Below are 18,531 nucleotides of genomic sequence, written 5' to 3' on the forward strand. Positions count from 1 at the left end.
TCCGCATGATCTCGCGCATCACCCGCGCCGGTGCGATGGCCGCCCTCGCGGTCGTCGCGCTGGTCGGGTGCGTGCCGGTTCCGGGCGAGCCCGTGCCGCCGGCGGGCGAGCTGACGGATGCCGTGGCCGGCGGCGAGCGGGCCGGCGACTGGCGCACGCAGATCGACGTCGTCGACGCCCGCGTCGACGAGCTGCTCGCGCTGGCCGCCCGGCATCCCTCCGTCGGGGGCGCCGACCCCGGCGCCGCGGATGCCGGCGTGCTCGCGTTCAGCGAGCCGGGCCCGACCTCGCTCGGCGAGACGCTGCTCAGCGGCGCCGCGGCCGTGCGCGTCGGCGACGGCGTCGCGGAGGTCAGCGCGGAGCGGGCCATCGCGGTCTTCGACGACGGGCACGGCGAGCGCTGGCACCGCGAGGCGACGCTGCGCGTGCCGCATGGCGCGGCGGCGTCGATCGTGCTCGCCGGCATCGACGAGCACCGGCGACCGGGCGGCGGATCGCTCGAGGTGCAGGCCTCCGCGTCGGGCACGGCGACGCCCCGCGGCACGCGGTACGACGTCGAGCTGCGCGTGAGCCTGGAGCTCGTCACGAGACCCGAGGACCGGACGGATGCCGGATCGGCCCGCCGCGCGCGGGCGCAGGCGTCGGTGACGCTCGCCGACGTGCCGCTCTCGGGCACCGCGCTCGAGCGGGCGGTGCGCGCGCTCGCCGCCGACGGCGCCCTGCGCGTGCAGAGCGACGACGAGCGGCTGCACGCGATGAGCGGCACGCTCATCGCCGACCTCGTCTCGGCGCTGCCGAACGTCGAGCTCCTGGCCGACGCCAAGCTCCTGGGCGACGCGGAGCACGCCCCTCGCACGGCCTCCCGCGACCCCGCGGCGCACGACGAGAGCGGCCCGTGACCGCGCCCGTGACGACGGGCGCAGAGAGCAGCGCGCGGCCTCCCGCGCGCCGCTCGGCGCTGTCGCTCGCGGGCCTCGTCGTCGCGGTGGGATGGGTGCCCGCGCTCGCCGCCGTGGTCGTCATCGTCGCGACGGGGCAGACGTGGTCGGTCGCCGGGCGGCTCATCGTGACGGCGCTCGTCTACGCGCCCGTCGCGGGCGTGCTGTTCGCGTGGCGGCGCGGCACGATCGCGCTCATCGTGGCGGCGCTCGCGATCACCAGCGCGGTCTCGTCGCTGCTGCTCGTGACACGGCCCGACGGCATCGGCGTCGACCCCGTCGTGCAGGTGTCGCTCACCCTCGGGCGCCAGGCCGAGATCGCGATGCTCGCGATCCTGCCGTGGCTGCTGCTGCCCCGGCGCCTGCGGCCCGTGGGCGTGATCGCCGGGTTCGTCGCGATCGTCGTCGACGTCACGGTGTGGATCGTCGTGCTGGGCGGCACGCCGGCGCCGACGGCCGTGCGGCTCACGCCCGCGATGATCGCCCTGAGCGGCTTCGCGGTGGCGTCGGTGCTGCTCGTGCGCGACCGCCTGCGCCGCAGCAGCGCCGAGCGGGCCGCGCTCGGCTGGTTCCTGCTCGGCGCCGGCCTCACGGTGCTGAGCTACGGCCTGCGCCTCGCCGGGCCGGTGCCCGACCTCGTGCTCGCGTTCAGCGACGCGGTCTTCGTGCTCGCGCAGGGGGTGCTGCCCACGGGCTTCCTCGCGATCGTGTTCGCCGGGTCGGGCGCCGTCGTCGGCCCGCGCCTCATCGACGGCCTCGTCTGGGCCCAGTCGATCGCGGTCGCGGTGAGCGCGTACCTGCTCGTCGTCGCGCTCGGCGTGGAGTTCGGCATCCCCGCCGCGGTCTCGGGCGCGATCGGCGCGGCGCTGCTCGCGCTGGCCTTCACGGCGATGCTGCGCGTCGTGCGCACGCAGATCGTGCGCGCCTTCTTCGGGCCGGGCGCCGACGTACGCGCCGTGCTCGCCGCGGTCGGCGACCGCATCGACACCGCCGCGCCCGAGGAGACCCTGCGCGGCATCGCCGCGTCGCTGCGCGACATCTGGCACCTGCGCTCGGTCGAGCTGGAGCCGAGCGGCGGCGCGGGCGTGCGCGCCGGCACGCCCGGCGCCGCGGTGCTCGAGCACGACCTGCCCGCCTCGGGGAACGTCGTGTGCCGCCTGCGGCTCACGGCCGACGACCCCGCCGTGCTGCGTCGCATCGTCGCGCCGATGCTCGACGAGGTCGGACCGCTGCTGGCGGTCGCGGTGCTGCTCGCCGAGGCCAACGAGGAGGTCGCGGCCGCGCGCGGTCGCACGATCGGCATCCGGCGTCAGGAGCGGAGGATGCTGCACCGCGAGCTGCACGACGAGCTGACCCCCGCGCTCGCCGGCATCGGCTTCGGCCTGGCGGCGGCGCGGCGCTCGATCGCGGCGGGCGACCCCGGCGCCGCCCGCGCCGTGGAGTCGCTGCGGGCCGATCTCGCGGCGCGCGCCGAGGACGTGCGCCGCCTCGCGCGCGCGATGCTGCCCGCCGCGCTCGACGCGGGCGACCTCGAGGGCGCCCTGCGCGACCTCGCCCACCGCCTCGCGGGCACGGGCGTGCGGCTCGACGTGCGGGCGCGCGGCGCCGACGTGCTCGAGGCCGAGACGCAGATCGCCGTGTACCTCGTGGTCGTCGACGTGCTCGACGCGATGCTCCCCGCCGCGTCGCGGCGGCCGCTCGTCGCCGACGTGCGCAGCGTCGGCGAGCGCGTCGCCGTCGGCATCCGCTTCTCGCGCGACGCGCCGGGCGCGGCGGGGGCGCCCGGCGTGCGGGATGCCGCGGGCGGGACCGGCGTGCCGGGCGTGCTGGGCGTGCCCGGCGTCCTGCGCGGGCCGGGCACCCCGGGCGCGCCCGGTGCCGAGGCCCCCGGCCCCGACGTGCTCGGCGCGATCGACGAGATGGTGCGCCGTCGCTGCGCCGCCGCGGGCGGCACCGTCACGGGCACGGCGGCCACGGGCTTCGAGATCGAGCTGCCGCGATGACCCGCCGTGTCGCCGCGCTGGCCGTCTGGGCCGCCTCGTGGGCGCTCGCCCTCGCGGCGGTCGGGCTGCGCGTCGCCGCGGGCCTGCCGGGCGAGCCGCTGCCGGGCGTCTTCCTCGCCGCCGCGCCCGACCCGATCCGCGCCGGCTTCGCGACGATCGGCGTCGTCGTCGCCCTCGTCTACGGCCCCGTGGCGGCCCTCGTCATCTCGCGCCGGCCGCACCCCGTGGGGATCGTGCTCGCGGTGCACGCCGTCGGCTCGGGCATCACCGCGTTCGGCGTGCAGTGGGGGCTGCTCGGCGCACAGGTCCCCGGCCTGCCGCTGTGGGGCCTCGGGGCGTATGCGGCGGGCTGGGGGTTCGTGCCCGGCACGTTCCTCACCGCCGTGCTGCCGATCCTCGTGACCTCGCGCCGCCTCTCCCGGGCCCAGCGCGGCCTCGTCGCGCTCGGCGTCGCGGCGGCGGCCCTCGCCTTCGCGGCCGCCCTGGTGCAGGACGGCCGCGGCGTGCGGCAGGGGGCGCCCGCGCTGCCCCGCAACCCCCTCGCGATCCCCGCCGTGCAGCCCGTGCTGCCGCCGCTGTACACGTCGCTGACGTTCGTCGCGCTCGCGCTCTCCGTCACCTCGTGCGTCATCCTGCTCGTCCGCTGGCGCCGTGCCCAGGGACGGCGGCGCACAGGCCTCGCGTGGCTCGGCATCGGCCACGTGATGCTCACCGTGACGTACGGCATCCTCGTGATCCCCGAGGGCGTCGCCGTGCCGCGGCTCGTCACCGACCTCGGCATCGTCGGACCCGTGCTCGGGCAGGCGATCTACCCCGCGGCGCTCCTCGTCGTCGTGCTCGGCCAGCGCCTGTGGGGCGTCGAGCTGGTCGTCGACCGCATCGTGCTGTGGGTGCTGCTCTCCCTCGGCGGCCTCGCCGTCTACCTCGTGGTCGTCGTCGTGGCCGGCCTGCTGCCCGGCACGGCGGGCGGCGCGCGCGACGCATGGGTGTTCGTGCCGCTCGCGGTCGCGCTCGCCGTGCTGCCGCTGCGCCGCTGGCTGCAGCGCCGCATCGACCTGCTCGTCTACGGCGAGGGCGCCGATCTCGCCGCCGTGCTCGCGCGCCTCGGCGAGCAGATCGGCGAGCTCGAGCCGGGCGAGGCGGGCCTGCGGTCGCTGTGCGCGGCCCTGCGTCGCGTGCTGCGCCTGGGGCACGTGGGCGTGCGCTCGGCGGGCTCGCCGCTGGCCGCGTCGTCGGGGCCGCCGCCGCGGCATCCCCTCGTCATCCCGCTGCGCCCCTCGCATCCCGGCGGGGAGCCGTTCGGCGAGCTCGTCGTGAGCCCGCCCGCGGGCCAGCGGCTCGACGGCCGCACGATCGGGGTGCTCACGGCGGTGTCGGGCCTCGTCGGCGCCGCGGTGCGGCTCGCCGAGGCGAACGCCGTGCTGGACGCCGCCCGCACCGAGCTGCTCGCCCGTCGCGCGGCCGAGCGCCGCCGCATCCAGCGCGAGCTGCACGACGGCCTCGGTCCCGCGCTCGCGGGCATCGGCTTCGGCCTCGCCGCCGTCGGCAACCTGCTGCCGCACCGGCCCGACGAGGCGGGAGAGCTGCTGCAGGAGCTCGCCGACGACCTCGGCCGGCGCGTGCGCGCCGTGCGCTCGCTCGCGGGGGAGGTGTCGGCGTCGCCGCTCGACGGCGCGTCGCTGCGCGTCGCCGTCTCGGAGCTCGCCGAGCGGTTCACGACGCCGGCGCTCACCGTCGCGCCGCACATCGACGCCGGCGACGACCTGCCGCAGGCGGTGCGCGACGCCGCCTATCTGATCGTCGCCGAGGCGATGAGCAACGCGGCCCGGCACGCGGGCGCGACCCGCGTCGACGTGCGCGTGACGCGCGCGCGGGATGCCGTCGTCGTCGAGGTCGTCGACGACGGGAGCGGCATCGCGGTGGAGCACCGGCCCGGCATCGGCCTCGTGTCGATGCGCGAGCGGGCCGCGGCGCTCGGCGGGCGGCTGCGGATCGACGGGTCGCCCTCCGGCACGCGCATCCGCGCGGACCTGCCGCTCGCGGCGCCGGGGCCGGCATCGGAGGGGCCGGCGGCGCGGGGGCGGGATGCGGTGGCGGCCGGGTCGGGCGCGGCGGGACAATCCGCTCTGGCGGGCAGGGACGCCGGGACGGGCAGCGTGGGGGAGGAGACGCCTCGCGCCCGCGGCGCGTGGAATGATGAGCCCGAGACGGAGGACGCATGAGCGAGGGACGAGCGATCACGGTGGCGGTCGTCGACGACCACCCGCTGTTCCGCCGCGGCATCATCTCGCTGCTGGAGACCCTGCCCGACGTGCGGGTGGCCGGCTCGGCCGCGACGGCCGACGAGGCGCTCGCGCTCGTCGACGAGCACGCGCCCGACGTCGTGCTCATGGACCTCGACCTCGGCGAGCAGTCGGGCATCGACGCGACGCGCGCGATCCTGCGCCGCCGCCCCGACACGGCCGTGCTCGTGCTCACGATGCTCGGCGACGACCGGTCGCTGCTGTCGGCGCTGTCGTCCGGCGCCCGCGGATACCTGCTCAAGGTCGCCTCGCCGCGCGAGGTGGAGCGCGCCATCCACGCCGTCGCCGACGGCGAGGTGCTCTTCGGCGCCGACATCGCCGCGCGCGCCGTCTCGTTCCTCGGCCGCGGCGAGACGTCGGCGACGCCGTTCCCCGAGCTGACCGAGCGCGAGGTCGAGGTGCTCGACCTCGTGGCCCGAGGCCTCGACAACGGCTCGATCGCGCGCACCCTCGTGCTCACGAGCAAGACGGTGCGCAACTACGTCTACAGCATCGTCACGAAGCTCGGCGCCCCCGACCGCAGCGCCCTCATCGTCATGGCCCGCGAGGCCGGCTTCGGCTCCGGCCACCGCTGACCGCTCTCTCCCGACGACGGCACCTCGGGGGAGACGCCACCCCGGAGGAGGTGGGCGCTCGTGGTCGCCTTGCACCCCGGCATCCGGCATCGACTGCCCACTGTCTCGGCGGGGATGGAAGTTGTGGTCGTCTGGGAGGCCGGGATGCGGCAGCGACTGCCCACTGTTTCGGGTCCGGGGGAGGTGGGCGCTTGTGGTCGCCTTGCACCCCGGCATCCGGCATCGACTGCCCACTGTCTCGGCGGCGGCGGATGAGGTGGGCGCTTGTGGTCGTCTGGGAGGCCGGGATGCGGCATCGGCTGCCCACTGTTTCGGATCCGGGGGAGGTGGGCGCTTGTGGTCCTCTCGGGGTCCGGGATGCGGCAGCGACTGCCCACTGTTTCGGGTCCAGAAGACGTGGGCGCTTGTGGTCGCCTCACACCCCGGCATCCGGCATCGACCGCCCACTGTCTCAGCGGCGGCGGACGAGGTGGGCGCTCGTGGTCGTCTGAGGGTCGGGGATGCGGCAGCGGCTGCCCACTGTTTCGGGTCCAGAGGAAGTGGGCGCTTGTGGTCGCCTTGCACTCCGGCATCCGGCATCGACTGCCCACTGTCTCGGCGGGGATGGAAGGGGATGGAAGTTGTGGGCGCTTGTGGTCATCTCGGGGTCCGGGATGCGGCAGCGACTGCCCACTGTTTCGGGTCCGGGGGAGGTGGGCGCTTGTGGTCGCCTTTTGCCCGGGGATGCCGCAACAACCGCCCACTGCTTCGGGGGATGCGTGCGGGGCTGGGCGCCCTGCCGCCCGGGCGCGTCCCAGGACAAGAGGGGACGCGCGGCTCTGGGCGGCCGGGACGACCGGCGACGAAGGTGGATGACGGTCACGACCGTGATCATTCCCCCGATGAAAGCGAAGGGTCATGTCCACTTCCCCCGACATCCGCGGCGCCGCCGCATCATCCGTCACCCGGCGCCGCGTGCACCTCTGGCCCCTCTGGGCGACCGTCGCCGGCCTGCTCGGATTCGCCGGCACGATCGTGTTCGAGTCGCGCCCCGCCGCCGAGCGCGAGGCCTTCGAGAAGGGCGTCGAGTACACCGTCATCTCCGCCGACGTGCTGGGCCTCGACGCGTTCACGAGCAGGCTCGGCTGGACGGCCGGCGTGCTGTCGGTCGTCGCGCTGCTCGTCTTCGTGGGCGTGTGGCACCGCAACGTGCTGCGCCGCGTCGACTCCGCGGCCGCGGCCGTCGTCGCGGCGGGCGTGCTCGCCTCGGCCGCGGCGCTCACGCTCGGCTACGGCTGGAAGGGCGCGCTCGCCAACTACCTCGGCACCGAGTCGGGCTACTACGACCAGGAGGGCCTGTTCATCTACTACATGCTCACCGACTTCGGCGCCTACCTGCCCTGGCTCGGCGTGCTCGTGGCAGCGTTCGCCGTCGCCTGGATGGCGTTCGCCGAGCGGCACGTCTCGCGCATCCTGGGCGGCGTGAGCGTGACGTTCGCGGTCGGCCTCGGGGCGTTCATGCTCATCAGCGGCGTCCCCGGCATCCCCGGGACGCTCATGCCGGCGTGGCTCGCGATCCTCGGCGTGTGGCTCGCCGTGGGACGCAGTCGCGTCATGCAGCCGGTCGTGCCGGCGCTCGACCCGGCGTTCGTGCGCGGGACCGACCGGTGAGGCACCGGCTGGTCGGCGCCGCGGTGCTCGCGGCGCTGTGGATGTGCACGGGCTGCGCCGCCTCCGACGACCTGGGCGATGCCGCCGACGGCCTCAGCGGCGGCGTGCCCGTCGGCGGCCTGGACGCGCCCGCCGATCCCGACGTCGATCCCGGAGCGGATGCCGACGTGCCCGACGATCGCGGAGACGTGCCGCCCGAGTGCCTCGCGGCTCTGCCCTACCTGCTGGGGCCCGCCGACTTCGCCGACATGGACGCGCCCGCCGGCTGGCCCGACGCGCCGGCCGACGCGACGCTGTGCATGACGGCGAGCGGCGACGTGGCCTCCGCCACCTTCGTCACGGAGCTGCCGTTCACCGACGTCGCCGCCCACTACGAGCGCGCGCTCGCGGAGACCGTGCACGCCGACACCTACGAGGTGTACCGCACGAGCGGCGAGGAGAACGGCACGGGCTACGACGCGCTCGACGGCATCGGCCCGGAGGGCGTGATGTTCCAGGTGCGCGAGCACGACGCCGGCTTCGTCCTCGTCCTCGACCGCACCTAGCCGCACCGCCGGACTTCGCCCCACCCCGCTGGCCGCGAGAGTGCATCTGACGGACGAGACAGCGCCGCCGCGGTGCATTCTCGTCCGCCCGTTGCACTCTCGTCCGCCGGATGCGCTCTCGCGGGGCGCGGGCGGGGCGCGGACGGGTGCGCGCGCGGGCGGGGTCAGGGGTGCGAGGCGGCGAGCGAGTCGAGCAGGGACGCGCGCCGCTGGGGCTCGGTGCGCGAGGAGACATCGAGCACGCGCGTGAGGCGGCGCTGGTCGTAGCGCTCCCAGCCGGGATCGCCCGTCCGGACGAAGCGCACCCACGCGCCGTGCATCTCGCTCGCCAGGGCGGCCGGGGCCGTCGTTCCCGAGAGGGCGACGGCCCCGGCCGTCTCGAGCCCGTCGAAGACGAAGGCGATCTCGACGGCGTGCGCCGCCCGCAGGTCGCGCACGGGGCTCGGCCACGCGAACTCGTACACGTACGTCGGCGCGGATCGGGCGCGGGCGACCGCGGATGCCGGGGCGCGCAGCAGCCGGTCGGTCACGATCTGTCCCAGCCGCTCGCCCGGCGACGCGCCCGGCAGCGCGGCGCGGGCCGCCGTCGCCGCCGCGCGGGGCACCTTCATGGCGCGCTGGGCGAGCCACGCCTTGACCGGCCCGATCGCGGCGAGCTCGGCGGGCGTGAGCCACAGCCGGTACTCGTCGGTGTTCGTGCCGATCAGCAGCGGCAGGTCGACGCCCGCGAGGGCCGTGTGCGGCGAGACCGGCAGCACCTCGCCGTCGGCGGTGAGGCCGAACCCGGGCACGCCGCCGAGCGGCGACGAGCCGCGCGCGATGTCGCCGCGCACGCGCACGAGCTCGTCCGGCGGCACCGCCGCGAACGCGTCGCGCGTGGCGGGGATGCCGAGACGCTTCGCGATCGCGAGCGTCGGGCGCGCCGCGCGCTCGCGCGTGAACGCCTCCAGGGGTCCCGACTGCACGATGCCGCCGCGCACGAGGGCGCGCGTGGCCGGCCGGGAGAGCAGGGCCGCGACGAGCGACCCGCCCGCCGACTCGCCCATGAGCGTGATGCGGCCGGGGTCGCCGCCGAACGCCGCGATCTCGCGGTGCACCCACTCCACGGCGAGGGCCGCGTCGGCGAGGCCCAGGTTCGCCGGCGCCCCGTCGAGCACGGCGAAGCCCTCGACGCCGAGGCGGTAGCCGATCGAGACGAACACGACGCCGTCGCGGGCGAAGCTCGTGCCGTCGTAGCCCCCGAGCGCGGCGGCGCCCCGCTCGAACGCGCCGCCGTGGATCCAGACGACGACCGGCGCGTCGGCGGCATCCTCGGGCGCCCACACGTTGACCGTGAGGATGTCGTCGCCCGCGATCGTCACCGACGGCAGCAGCTCGCCGAGCGGGCCCTCGTACGGGCGCTGCGGCGGCGTCGCGCCGAACGCGGTCGCGTCGCGCTCGCCCTGCCACGCGGGCGCGGGCTCGGGCAGGGCGAACCGGCGTTCCCCGAACGGCGGGCGGGCATAGGGGATGCCGAGGAACCGGCGCACCCCGTCGCCACGGGTGCCGCGGAGCAGGCCTGTCGAGATGCGCACGTCATCGGATCGCATGCCTGCATCCTATGGGCATCCTATGAGCGTGCGTCTCCCGCGATCTGGCCTCCGGGGGCGTGCCGGTCGAGGAACGCGTACACCTCGCCGTCGTCGACGCCCGGGAAGGCGCCGCGGGGGAGCGGCGTGAACATCTGCATGTGCACACGCGCGCTCGGCCACGCCCTGCCCGCCCAGCGCTCGGTGAGCGCGGCGTCGGGCCGGCGGCAGCAGGAGTCGTCGGGGCACGTCGACGTCGCCCGCTTCGCCGTCTCGCGCCCGCGGAACCAGCGGGCGTCGTCGAAGGGCACGCCGACGGTGATGGAGAACTCGCCGTCGAGCGTCGAGCCCGTCTGCGTCGAGCACCAGTACGTGCCGGCGGGGGTGTCGGTGTACTGGTAGTGCTCGGTCGTGCGGTTGCGCTCCGAGAACGCGGCGCGCGCCGAGAACCGGCGGCACACCACCTGGCCCTCGATCGAGCCGGTGATGTCCATCGGCAGGGGCAGCGCGTCGTTCTCGTAGACGCGGTTGATCGCGCCCACGCCGTCGACCCGCAGGAAGTGCAGCGTGATGCCGAGGTGCTCGGTGAGCAGGTTGGTCATGCGCATGGCCGCGGCCTCGTGGGTCACGCCGAACGCGTCGCGGAAGTCCTCGACGGCGAGGTCGCGGTCCTTGCGGGCCTGCGCGAGGAAGGCGACCGACGCCGTCTCGGGCATGAGGCAGCACGCCGCGTAGTAGTTGATCTCCAGGCGCTGCTGCAGGAAGTCGGCGTAGTCGGTGGGCGGGGCGTGCCCGAGCAGCCGGTGCGCCATCGCCTGCAGCGCCATCGAGCGCAGCCCGTGACCGCCGGGGATCGACGCCGGCGGAAGGTAGATGCGCCCGTTGGCGAGGTCGGTGACCGACCGGGCGGAGTGCGGCAGGTCGTTGACGTAGAGCAGCTCGAAGCCGAGCTGCTCGGCCATGATGCTCACGGTGCGGTGCGTGACGGCGCCGCTCGTGTGGCCGGCCGCTTTGAGCTGCTTCTCGGCGAGCCTCTCGATCTCGGAGAAGTAGTTGTTGCGCTCGCGCTGCCGCAGGCGCAGCTCGGTGTTGGCGCGCCGGGCCTCCTCGGGCGTCGCGATGGCCTCGCGCTCGCGCCGGTGCAGCTCGCGGTGCAGCCCCAGGATCGCCTCGAGCGTCGCGTCGCTCATCGACTTGGTGACCCGCACGGGCGGCACGCCGAGGCGCCGGAACACGGGGCTCGACTGCGCGCTCTCCAGCTCGAGCTCGAGCGCGGCGCGCCGGTGCGGCGGCTCCGGCGAGAGCAGGTCGCCGACGTCGGTGCCCGTCGCGCTCGCGATCGCCTGCAGCAGCGACAGCTTGGGCTCGCGCTTGCCGTTCTCGATGAGGCTCAGGTGGCTCCCCGCGACGCCGACGAGGCCGCCGAGCTCGTCGAGGGTGAGCCCGCACTCGACGCGTCGGTGGCGGATGCGATGGCCGAGCGTGGCGAGTTCGAGGGCTCCTGTGGGCATGGTCTTGATCATAGCGAAAGAATTGCGATTCTTATCCGACTATATTCGGCGAAGGAAGCGAAGGTTCAGGCATTCTGGATAACGATCCCCCCTGCGCGACACCCGCATCATCTCGCCGCACCATCTCTCAGAAGGAGTGCATCCATGGCCATCGCCGACGTCTTCTCCCGCTCGTCCACGACCACCGGTCCCGGGGCGGCGGTCACGCCGCTGTCGGCGTTCGGCGAGCGGCCCGCCCGCGAGGGCGAGCACGTCGAGGCGCTGTACGCCTGGGTCGACGAGATCGCCGCGCTCACGACCCCCGACCGCGTGCACTGGGTCGGCGGATCGCGACTGGAGAACGAGGCGCTGCTGCGCGAGATGGTCGACGAGGGCCGCCTCATCAAGCTCAACCCCGAATGGCGGCCGGGCTCGTACCTCGCCCGCTCGCACCCCGGCGACGTCGCCCGCACCGAGGGGCGCACCTACATCGCGAGCGAGCGCGAGGAGGATGCCGGACCGACCAACAACTGGGTCGCCCCCGACGAGATGCGCGCGACCCTCACGCCCCTGTTCGCGGGGTCGATGCGCGGCCGCACGATGTACGTCGTGCCGTTCTCGATGGGCACCGTCGGCGGCCCGCTCTCGCACATCGGCGTGCAGATCACCGACAGCGCGTACGCCGTGGCATCCATCGGCATCATGACCCGCGTCGGCGTCGACGTGATCGACCAGATCGCCGCGGGCAAGCCGTGGGTCAAGACGGTGCACACCGTCGGCGCGCCCCTCGCCCCGGGCGAGCAGGACGTCGCGTGGCCCTGCAACGACGAGAAGTACATCGTGCACTACCCCGACACGCTCGAGGTGTGGTCGTTCGGCTCGGGCTACGGCGGCAACGCCATCCTCGCCAAGAAGTGCTTCGCGCTGCGCATCGCCTCGGTCATCGGCCGCGACGAGGGCTGGCTCGCCGAGCACATGCTGCTCATCCGCGTCATCAGCCCCGAGGGCAAGAAGTACCACATCGCCGCCGCGTTCCCGTCGGCGTGCGGCAAGACCAACCTCGCGATGCTGCGGCCGACCATCCCGGGCTGGCGCGTCGAGACCCTCGGCGACGACATCTCGTGGATCCGCCCCGGCGACGACGGCCGGCTCTGGGCGATCAACCCCGAGGCGGGCTTCTTCGGCGTCGCGCCCGGCACCGGCGAGTCGACGAACGTCACGGCCGTCGAGACGCTGTGGGGCAACACCATCTTCACCAACGTCGCGCTGCGCCCCGACGGCGACGTGTGGTGGGAGGGCCTGACCGACGAGACCCCCGCCGAGCTCACCGACTGGGAGGGCAACCCCTGGACGCCCGCGAGCGGCCGCCCCGCGGCGCACCCCAACTCGCGGTTCACCGTGAGCGCCGGCCAGTGCCCGCAGATCGCGGACGACTGGGAGGCCCCCGAGGGCGTGCCGCTCGACGCCATCCTGTTCGGCGGTCGTCGCGCGACCAACGTGCCGCTCGTCGTCGAGGCCACCGACTGGTCGCACGGCGTCTTCATCGGCTCGAACATCTCGTCCGAGCGCACCGCCGCGGCCGAGGGCACCGTCGGCGAGCTGCGCCGCGACCCCTTCGCGATGCTGCCGTTCTGCGGCTACAACATGGCCGACTACTTCGCGCACTGGCTGCGCGTGGGCAAGGCGCTGCACGTGAGCAAGCGGCCCCGCGTCTTCCAGGTCAACTGGTTCCGCAAGGGCTCGGACGGCCGCTTCCTGTGGCCCGGGTTCGGCGACAACTCGCGCGTCATCGAGTGGATCGTGCGCCGCCTGGAGGGTGCCGTCGACGCGGTCGACGCGCCCATCGGCCGCCTGCCCCGCATCGAGGACCTCAACCTCGAGGGCATCGACGTGCCGCAGCAGGACCTCGAGGAGCTGTTCGCGGTCGACCCCGAGAGCTGGCTGCACGAGGCCGACCTCACCGAGCAGTTCTACTCGACCTTCGAGGGCAAGGTGCCGCCGCGCCTGTACGCGGAGCTCGAGGCCCTGCGCTACCGCCTGAAGCGCGCGCAGCAGGCCTGACGCGCGGTTCGTTCCCGAGGGCCTGATCGTTCCCGAGGAGGATGCCGCCGGCATCCGCCCTCGGGAACGCGCGTCCTCCTCGGCAACGAACCCCGCCCCGCCGGGGCGCGCCGCCCGTCACACGAGCAGCTGGTGCTTCGCGAGGTCGCGATAGAGCGGAACGGATGCCACCAGCTCGGAGTGCGTGCCGATGCCCGCGACCTCGCCGCGGTCGAGCACGACGATCACGTCGCTGTCGACGACGGTCGACAGGCGGTGCGCGATCACGACGAGCGTGCGGCCCTCGGCGACCGCGTCGATCGCCTCGCGCATGCGCTGCTCGTTGAGGCCGTCGAGCGACGACGTCGACTCGTCGAGCAGCAGGATCGGGGGAGCGGCCAGCAGCGCGCGGGCGATCGCGAGGCGCTGGCGCTCGCCGCCCGACAGCAGCACGCCCGACTCGCCCACGGGGGCGTCGAGCCCGAGCGGGCTGCGCTCCAGCACGGAGGTGAGGTTGACGGCGTCCAGCACGCGGCGGCAGTCGTCGTCGGTCGCCTCGGGCGAGGCGAGGCGCAGGTTGTCGGCGATCGTGCCGGCGAGCGTCGGGGCGTCCTGCTCCACGTAGCCGAGCCGCGCGCGCAGCGCGTCGCGGTCGAGGTCCCGCACGTCGACGCCGTCCACGAGGATCGCGCCGTCGGTCGGCTCGTAGAACCGCTCGATGAGCGCGAGCGTCGTCGACTTGCCGGCGCCCGACGGGCCGACGAGGGCGACGCGGGCGCCATGCGGCACGCGGAACGAGACGCCGCGCAGCACCTCGCCGCGGTGCCCGTCGGGATCGTGCGCGTCGCGCGTCTGCAGCGGGGCGGTGTCGGCGTGTGCGTCGCTGAGCGTCCGCACCGCCTCGGCCTCCGCGGTGCGGCGGGCCTGCACGACGGCATCCGGGTACGCGAAGCGCACGTCGCGGAACTCGATCGCGGGGGCGTCCGCGACGGGCGCCGGAGAGGCCGGGGCGTCGCCCTCGGTCTCGGTCGGCAGGTTCAGCACCTCCTGGATGCGGCCGAGCGCGCCGAGCGCCTGCCCGACCGACGTGATCGCCCCGAAGAAGGTGCCGAGCGGCTGCACGAGCAGGAACAGGAACATCACGAACACGATGAGGTCGGCGACCGTGATCGCCCCGGACGCCACGCGGAACCCGCCGACGCCCAGCACCGCGAGCAGCGAGAGCTGCAGCGCGATGCCCGCGATCGGCACGACGAGCGCCGAGGCCTTCGCGACCCGCACGCCCGCGTCGTACGCCTCGCGCGCGGTCGCGGCGATCGCCGTCTCCTCGCGCTCGGCGGCGCGGGACGCACGGATGGTGCGGATCGAGCCGACGGCCCGCTCGACCCCGGATGCCAGGGCGCCGACCTTCTCCTGCTGGACGGCGGTCGCGCGGCGGATGCGGGTGCTGAGGCCGCCGACGGCCGCCATCGAGCCGCCGATCACGACGAGCACGAGCACGAGCAGCAGGGGGTCGACGATCGCCATCGCGACGAGCGCGCCGAGGAACAGCAGGGCGTTGCCGAGCGAGTCGACGAGGCCCTGCGTGAGCACGGCGTAGAGCAGGGTCGTGTCGGTGCCGACGCGCGAGACCAGGTCGCCGGTGCGGCGCGCGTCGTACTCGGGGATCGGCAGGCGCAGCAGGCGCGCGATGAGGCGGCGGCGTGCGGAGTAGACCACGGCGGTGCCCGTGCGCTGCAGCAGGTAGTGCTGCAGCGCGCCGATGAGCGACGACACGATCACGAGCACGACGATCGCCCAGACCAGCATCCCGAGCGCGTCGCCGAGCTGCACGCGCTCGATCACCTGGCCGACGAGCAGCGGCTGCGCGAGCGTCGTGACGGCGGCGAGCACGCTGAGCACGGTCGCGACGACGAGCACGCCGCGGTGCTCGAGCAGGTAGGGCAGCAGCTCGCGCACGTGGGCGCGCGGGCCGTCGTCCCGCGATCGGCCGAAGCGTCGCCGGGACGGGGCGGAGGTGCGCGGTGCAGACATGGGGATTCCTCGCGAGACGTCGGGGGCTTATGTACGACCGTACTTCTTGTGCGCCGCCTGTTTGGACACGCCGAGCGCGCCGGCGATCGCGAGCCACGAGTATCCGGCGTTGCGCGCGCGCCGCACGGCGGTCTCCTCCTCGCGCTCGAGCGCGCGCCGGCGCTCCACGACGTCGCGGATCGCGCGCAGCGGCGGGTCGTGCTCGTCGGAGCCGATGGCGGTGCGGGTGTCGTTCACGATGCCTCCCTGGATGGATGCCCTGGCACAACGTCAACGATAGTTGACCGTCTCCCGCACGTCAACCCGAGTTGACCCTCCTGGTCCCCCGTCATCCCTCCACGCCTCTCCCGTCCGCGAGATGGTGGGTTTCTCGCCGAAACGGTGCCCACCATCTCGGCGAGAAACCCACCATCTCGGCATAGAGGTCACCGTGTCGGCGACGATCCCATTGTTCGACCGCGGCATTCTGCGGGTGGGAGTGGCCAGGACCCGCGCTTTGCCGCGGTCGAAGCGGGGAAGGGCGGGGAAGGGTAGGGAAGGGCGGGGGAGGGCGGGGCGGCGTGTCGGGGGCCGGGGTTAGGGTGGTGCGGTGTCTGAAGCCGTGATCGCCGCCCGTGGCCTGCGCAAGACGTATCGGGTGAAGGGGAAGCCCGACTTCGTGGCCGTGGACGACCTGAGCTTCGAGGTCGCGCCGGGGGAGTCGTTCGGGCTGCTCGGCCCCAACGGCGCGGGCAAGTCGACGACGATGAAGATGATCGGCGCCGTGTCGACGCGCACGGCCGGCGAGCTCCGCATCCTCGGCCTCGATCCCGATCGGTACGGGCCCGAGATCCGCTCGCGCCTGGGCGTCGTGCCGCAGCAGGACAACCTCGACGGCGAGCTCAACGCCCGCGAGAACCTCTACATCTACGGCCGCTACTTCGGCCTGCCGGGCAGCGTGTGCCATCAGAAGGCCGACGAGCTGCTCGCGTTCGCGCAGCTGGAGGACCGGGCGAAGCACAAGGTCGACCAGCTCTCGGGCGGCATGAAGCGCCGCCTCACGATCGCGCGCGGCCTCATCAACGACCCCCGCATCCTGCTGCTCGACGAGCCGACGACGGGCCTCGACCCGCAGGCGCGGCACGTGCTGTGGGACCGGCTGTTCCGGCTCAAGGAGCGCGGCACGACCCTCGTGCTCACGACGCACTACATGGACGAGGCCGAGCAGCTGTGCGACCGGCTCATCGTCGTCGACAAGGGGCGCATCATGGCCGAGGGCACGCCTGCCTCGCTCATCCGCGCGCACTCCAGCCGCGAGGTGCTCGAGGTGCGCTTCGGCTCCGACCGCAACGCGCAGGCCGCCGAACGGCTCGCGGGCGTCGGCGACCGCCTCGAGGTGCTGCCCGACCGCGTGCTCGTCTACGCCGACGACGGCGAGGCCGCGCTGGAGCGCGTCGCGGCCGCGGGCCTGCAGCCGATCACGAGCCTCGTGCGCCGCTCGAGCCTCGAAGACGTCTTCCTGCGGCTCACGGGAAGGTCGCTGATCGAATGAGCGAGGCGCGCACGACGGATGCCGCGCACGCGCACCCCACGCTCGACGAGCTGCGCGCCGAGGCGATGGAGTGGGGGCGCAGGCCGCGCCGCCACGGCACCTGGTACGTCACCGAGCACATGGTGCGCGCGATGCGCGCGTACGGCTGGACCATCGTCGTCGGCGCGCTCGGCCAGCCCGTCATGTACCTGCTCGGCCTCGCGGTCGGCCTCGCGGCGCTCATCCAGGCGCCGATCGTCGACCACGGGCGCGAGGTGAGCTACCTCGTCTTCGTCGCGCCGGCGCTGCTCGTGACGGCCGCGATCTCGGTGGCATCCGAGGAGATGACCTACCCCGTGATGGCGGGGTTCAAGTGGCGCCGCTACTTCTACGGGTTCAACGCGTCGCCGCTGCAGAGCCCGCAGATCGCGAACGGCGTCATCGCGGGCGCGAGCGCGCGCATGCTCGTCGCCGTCGGCGCGTACTACCTGTTCGTCTGGGCCTTCGGCGCCGTGCCCGACCCCGCGACGGGGTGGCTCTCCATCCTCGGCGGCCTGCTCGCGGGGCTCGCCTTCGGCATTCCGCTCATGGCGTACGCCGGGTCGCTCGAAGACGACAAGGGCCAGTTCGCGCTCGTGCAGCGCTTCGTGTTCATGCCGATGTTCCTGTTCTCGGGCACGTTCTACCCGCTCGACACGCTGCCCGTGTGGCTGCAGTGGATCGGCTGGGTCTCGCCGCTGTGGCACGGCGCCGAGCTCGGCCGCGTCGCGACCTACGGCGCCGCCGTCGACCCCGCGATGACCGCCGTGCACCTCGCCTACCTTCTCGCGCTCGTCGTCGCCGGCTACGCGTGGGGACGCCGCGTGTTCGTGCGGAGGCTCGCGCGATGAGCGGGCGGGCGCAGACCGTGCGAGGGGATGCCGTGCCGGCCGGCACCGCGCGCCGCGGCGGCGTGCGCGCGCTCTGGGCGGGCAACCCGGGCGCCGTCGTGCAGCGCGGGCTGCTCGCGGCGCGGTCGTCGAGCTGGGTCGTCGTGCTGTCGGGGTTCTTCGAGCCCGTCTTCTACCTGGCATCCATGGGCATCGGCCTCGGCGCCCTCATCGGCGACGTGCAGACGTCGCAGGGCGTCGACGTGCCCTACGCGGCGTTCATCGCGCCCGCGCTGCTGGCCGTGTCGGCGATGAACGGGGCGATCTACGACTCGACGTGGAACGTCTTCTTCAAGCTCAACTACGGCAGGCTCTACGAGGGGATGCTGGCGACCTCGCTCGGCCCGCTCGACGTCGCCCTCGGCGAGATCCTCTACGCGCTGCTGCGCGGGCTGCTCTACGCCTCGGGGTTCATGGTCGTCATGCAGCTGTTCGGGCTGAACCTCGCGCCCACGGCGATCCTGGCCCTCCCGGCGGTGCTGCTCGTCGCCTTCGGCTTCGCGAGCCTCGGCATGGCCGTCACGAGCTACATGAAGACGTTCCAGCACATGGACTGGATCAACTTCGTGCTGCTGCCGATGTTCCTGTTCTCGGCGACGTTCTATCCGATCGACGTGTACCCCGAGTGGGTGCAGCACGTGGTCATGGCCCTGCCGCTGTGGCACGGCGTCGAGCTCGTGCGCGGGCTCACCACGGGCGCGGTCGGCATCGGGATGCTCTGGCACGTGCTCTACTACGTCGTCATGATCGCGATCGGGCTCGTCTTCACGACGCGGCGCCTGCGCGCCCTGTTCCTGGATTGAGACCGTGGCCGGGGCGGGTGCGCCGGACGGCCTCCGGCGACCGGTTCGTCGGGTGAGCGCACGGGACGAGGAGTCGAGGTGCCGCCGAGCGCGGGGCCGGCGGCACCTCCCCCCTGCATCGACCGAGGCGTGTGCCGTCACCG

At 74.2% G+C, this 18,531-nt stretch carries 14 protein-coding genes; 10 read left to right on the plus strand and 4 right to left on the minus strand.

The window, feature by feature from the left end; translation table 11 throughout:
* Positions 1 to 5: 5 nt before the first annotated feature.
* The 6 genes from AOA12_RS04565 (at position 6) to AOA12_RS04590 (ending at position 8,014) form a co-directional block, all read left to right on the plus strand.
* Positions 6 to 899, plus strand: coding sequence for a hypothetical protein (locus AOA12_RS04565; protein ID WP_054680778.1), 894 nt, complete (start codon positions 6 to 8; stop codon positions 897 to 899).
* Positions 896 to 2,941 (plus strand): histidine kinase, encoded by a 2,046-nt coding sequence (locus tag AOA12_RS04570; protein WP_054680780.1) that lies wholly within the window; start codon positions 896 to 898, stop codon positions 2,939 to 2,941. The genes AOA12_RS04565 and AOA12_RS04570 overlap by 4 nt, the downstream gene beginning before the upstream one ends.
* On the plus strand, positions 2,938 to 5,163 hold the full coding sequence (locus AOA12_RS04575; protein WP_054680782.1) for a sensor histidine kinase: 2,226 nt from the start codon (positions 2,938 to 2,940) through the stop codon (positions 5,161 to 5,163). The genes AOA12_RS04570 and AOA12_RS04575 overlap by 4 nt, the downstream gene beginning before the upstream one ends.
* Positions 5,160 to 5,819 carry a response regulator transcription factor gene (locus AOA12_RS04580; RefSeq protein WP_054680784.1) on the plus strand — a complete coding sequence of 220 codons (660 nt, stop codon included), beginning with the start codon at positions 5,160 to 5,162 and terminating at the stop codon, positions 5,817 to 5,819. Before AOA12_RS04575 ends, AOA12_RS04580 begins: the two co-directional genes overlap by 4 nt.
* Before the next feature lie 897 nt (positions 5,820 to 6,716).
* Positions 6,717 to 7,469, plus strand: a complete 753-nt coding sequence (locus AOA12_RS04585) for a hypothetical protein (RefSeq protein WP_054680786.1) — start codon at positions 6,717 to 6,719, stop codon at positions 7,467 to 7,469.
* A complete protein-coding gene (locus AOA12_RS04590) occupies positions 7,466 to 8,014 on the plus strand; it encodes a hypothetical protein (protein ID WP_054680788.1) in 549 nt (182 codons plus the stop codon). The genes AOA12_RS04585 and AOA12_RS04590 overlap by 4 nt, the downstream gene beginning before the upstream one ends.
* Positions 8,015 to 8,178: 164 nt before the next feature.
* Here the strand turns inward: AOA12_RS04590 and AOA12_RS04595 are convergent, their stop codons facing one another.
* Both AOA12_RS04595 and AOA12_RS04600 read right to left on the minus strand, forming a co-directional pair.
* A complete protein-coding gene (locus AOA12_RS04595) occupies positions 8,179 to 9,603 on the minus strand; it encodes a carboxylesterase/lipase family protein (protein WP_054680791.1) in 1,425 nt (474 codons plus the stop codon).
* Positions 9,604 to 9,623: 20 nt separating this feature from the next.
* Positions 9,624 to 11,093 carry an XRE family transcriptional regulator gene (locus tag AOA12_RS04600; RefSeq protein WP_054686786.1) on the minus strand — a complete coding sequence of 490 codons (1,470 nt, stop codon included), beginning with the start codon at positions 11,091 to 11,093 and terminating at the stop codon, positions 9,624 to 9,626.
* Between the two features lie 144 nt (positions 11,094 to 11,237).
* Between AOA12_RS04600 and AOA12_RS04605 the strand changes: the two genes are divergently transcribed.
* Positions 11,238 to 13,133, plus strand: a complete 1,896-nt coding sequence (locus AOA12_RS04605) for a phosphoenolpyruvate carboxykinase (GTP) (protein ID WP_054680793.1) — start codon at positions 11,238 to 11,240, stop codon at positions 13,131 to 13,133.
* Between the two features lie 117 nt (positions 13,134 to 13,250).
* Here AOA12_RS04605 and AOA12_RS04610 read toward each other — a convergent pair whose 3' ends face one another.
* Positions 13,251 to 15,146 carry an ABC transporter ATP-binding protein gene (locus AOA12_RS04610; RefSeq protein ID WP_054680795.1) on the minus strand — a complete coding sequence of 632 codons (1,896 nt, stop codon included), beginning with the start codon at positions 15,144 to 15,146 and terminating at the stop codon, positions 13,251 to 13,253.
* Between the two features lie 27 nt (positions 15,147 to 15,173).
* Positions 15,174 to 15,383, minus strand: a complete 210-nt coding sequence (locus tag AOA12_RS04615) for an AsnC family protein (protein ID WP_156366393.1) — start codon at positions 15,381 to 15,383, stop codon at positions 15,174 to 15,176.
* A gap of 352 nt (positions 15,384 to 15,735) precedes the next feature.
* Between AOA12_RS04615 and AOA12_RS04620 the strand changes: the two genes are divergently transcribed.
* From AOA12_RS04620 to AOA12_RS04630, 3 genes are read left to right on the plus strand one after another with little or no spacing between them, the layout of a single operon-like run.
* On the plus strand, positions 15,736 to 16,677 hold the full coding sequence (locus AOA12_RS04620) for an ABC transporter ATP-binding protein (RefSeq protein WP_156366394.1): 942 nt from the start codon (positions 15,736 to 15,738) through the stop codon (positions 16,675 to 16,677).
* Positions 16,674 to 17,546: an ABC transporter permease gene (locus AOA12_RS04625; RefSeq protein WP_054680801.1), complete on the plus strand. Its 873-nt coding sequence runs from the start codon at positions 16,674 to 16,676 to the stop codon at positions 17,544 to 17,546. Before AOA12_RS04620 ends, AOA12_RS04625 begins: the two co-directional genes overlap by 4 nt.
* Complete coding sequence (locus AOA12_RS04630) at positions 17,543 to 18,388, plus strand: ABC transporter permease (protein WP_054680802.1); 846 nt, start codon at positions 17,543 to 17,545, stop codon at positions 18,386 to 18,388. The genes AOA12_RS04625 and AOA12_RS04630 overlap by 4 nt, the downstream gene beginning before the upstream one ends.
* Positions 18,389 to 18,531: the final 143 nt, after the last annotated feature.

Origin of the sequence: Microbacterium sp. No. 7 (assembly GCF_001314225.1) — a bacterium.
Lineage (GTDB): Bacteria > Actinomycetota > Actinomycetes > Actinomycetales > Microbacteriaceae > Microbacterium.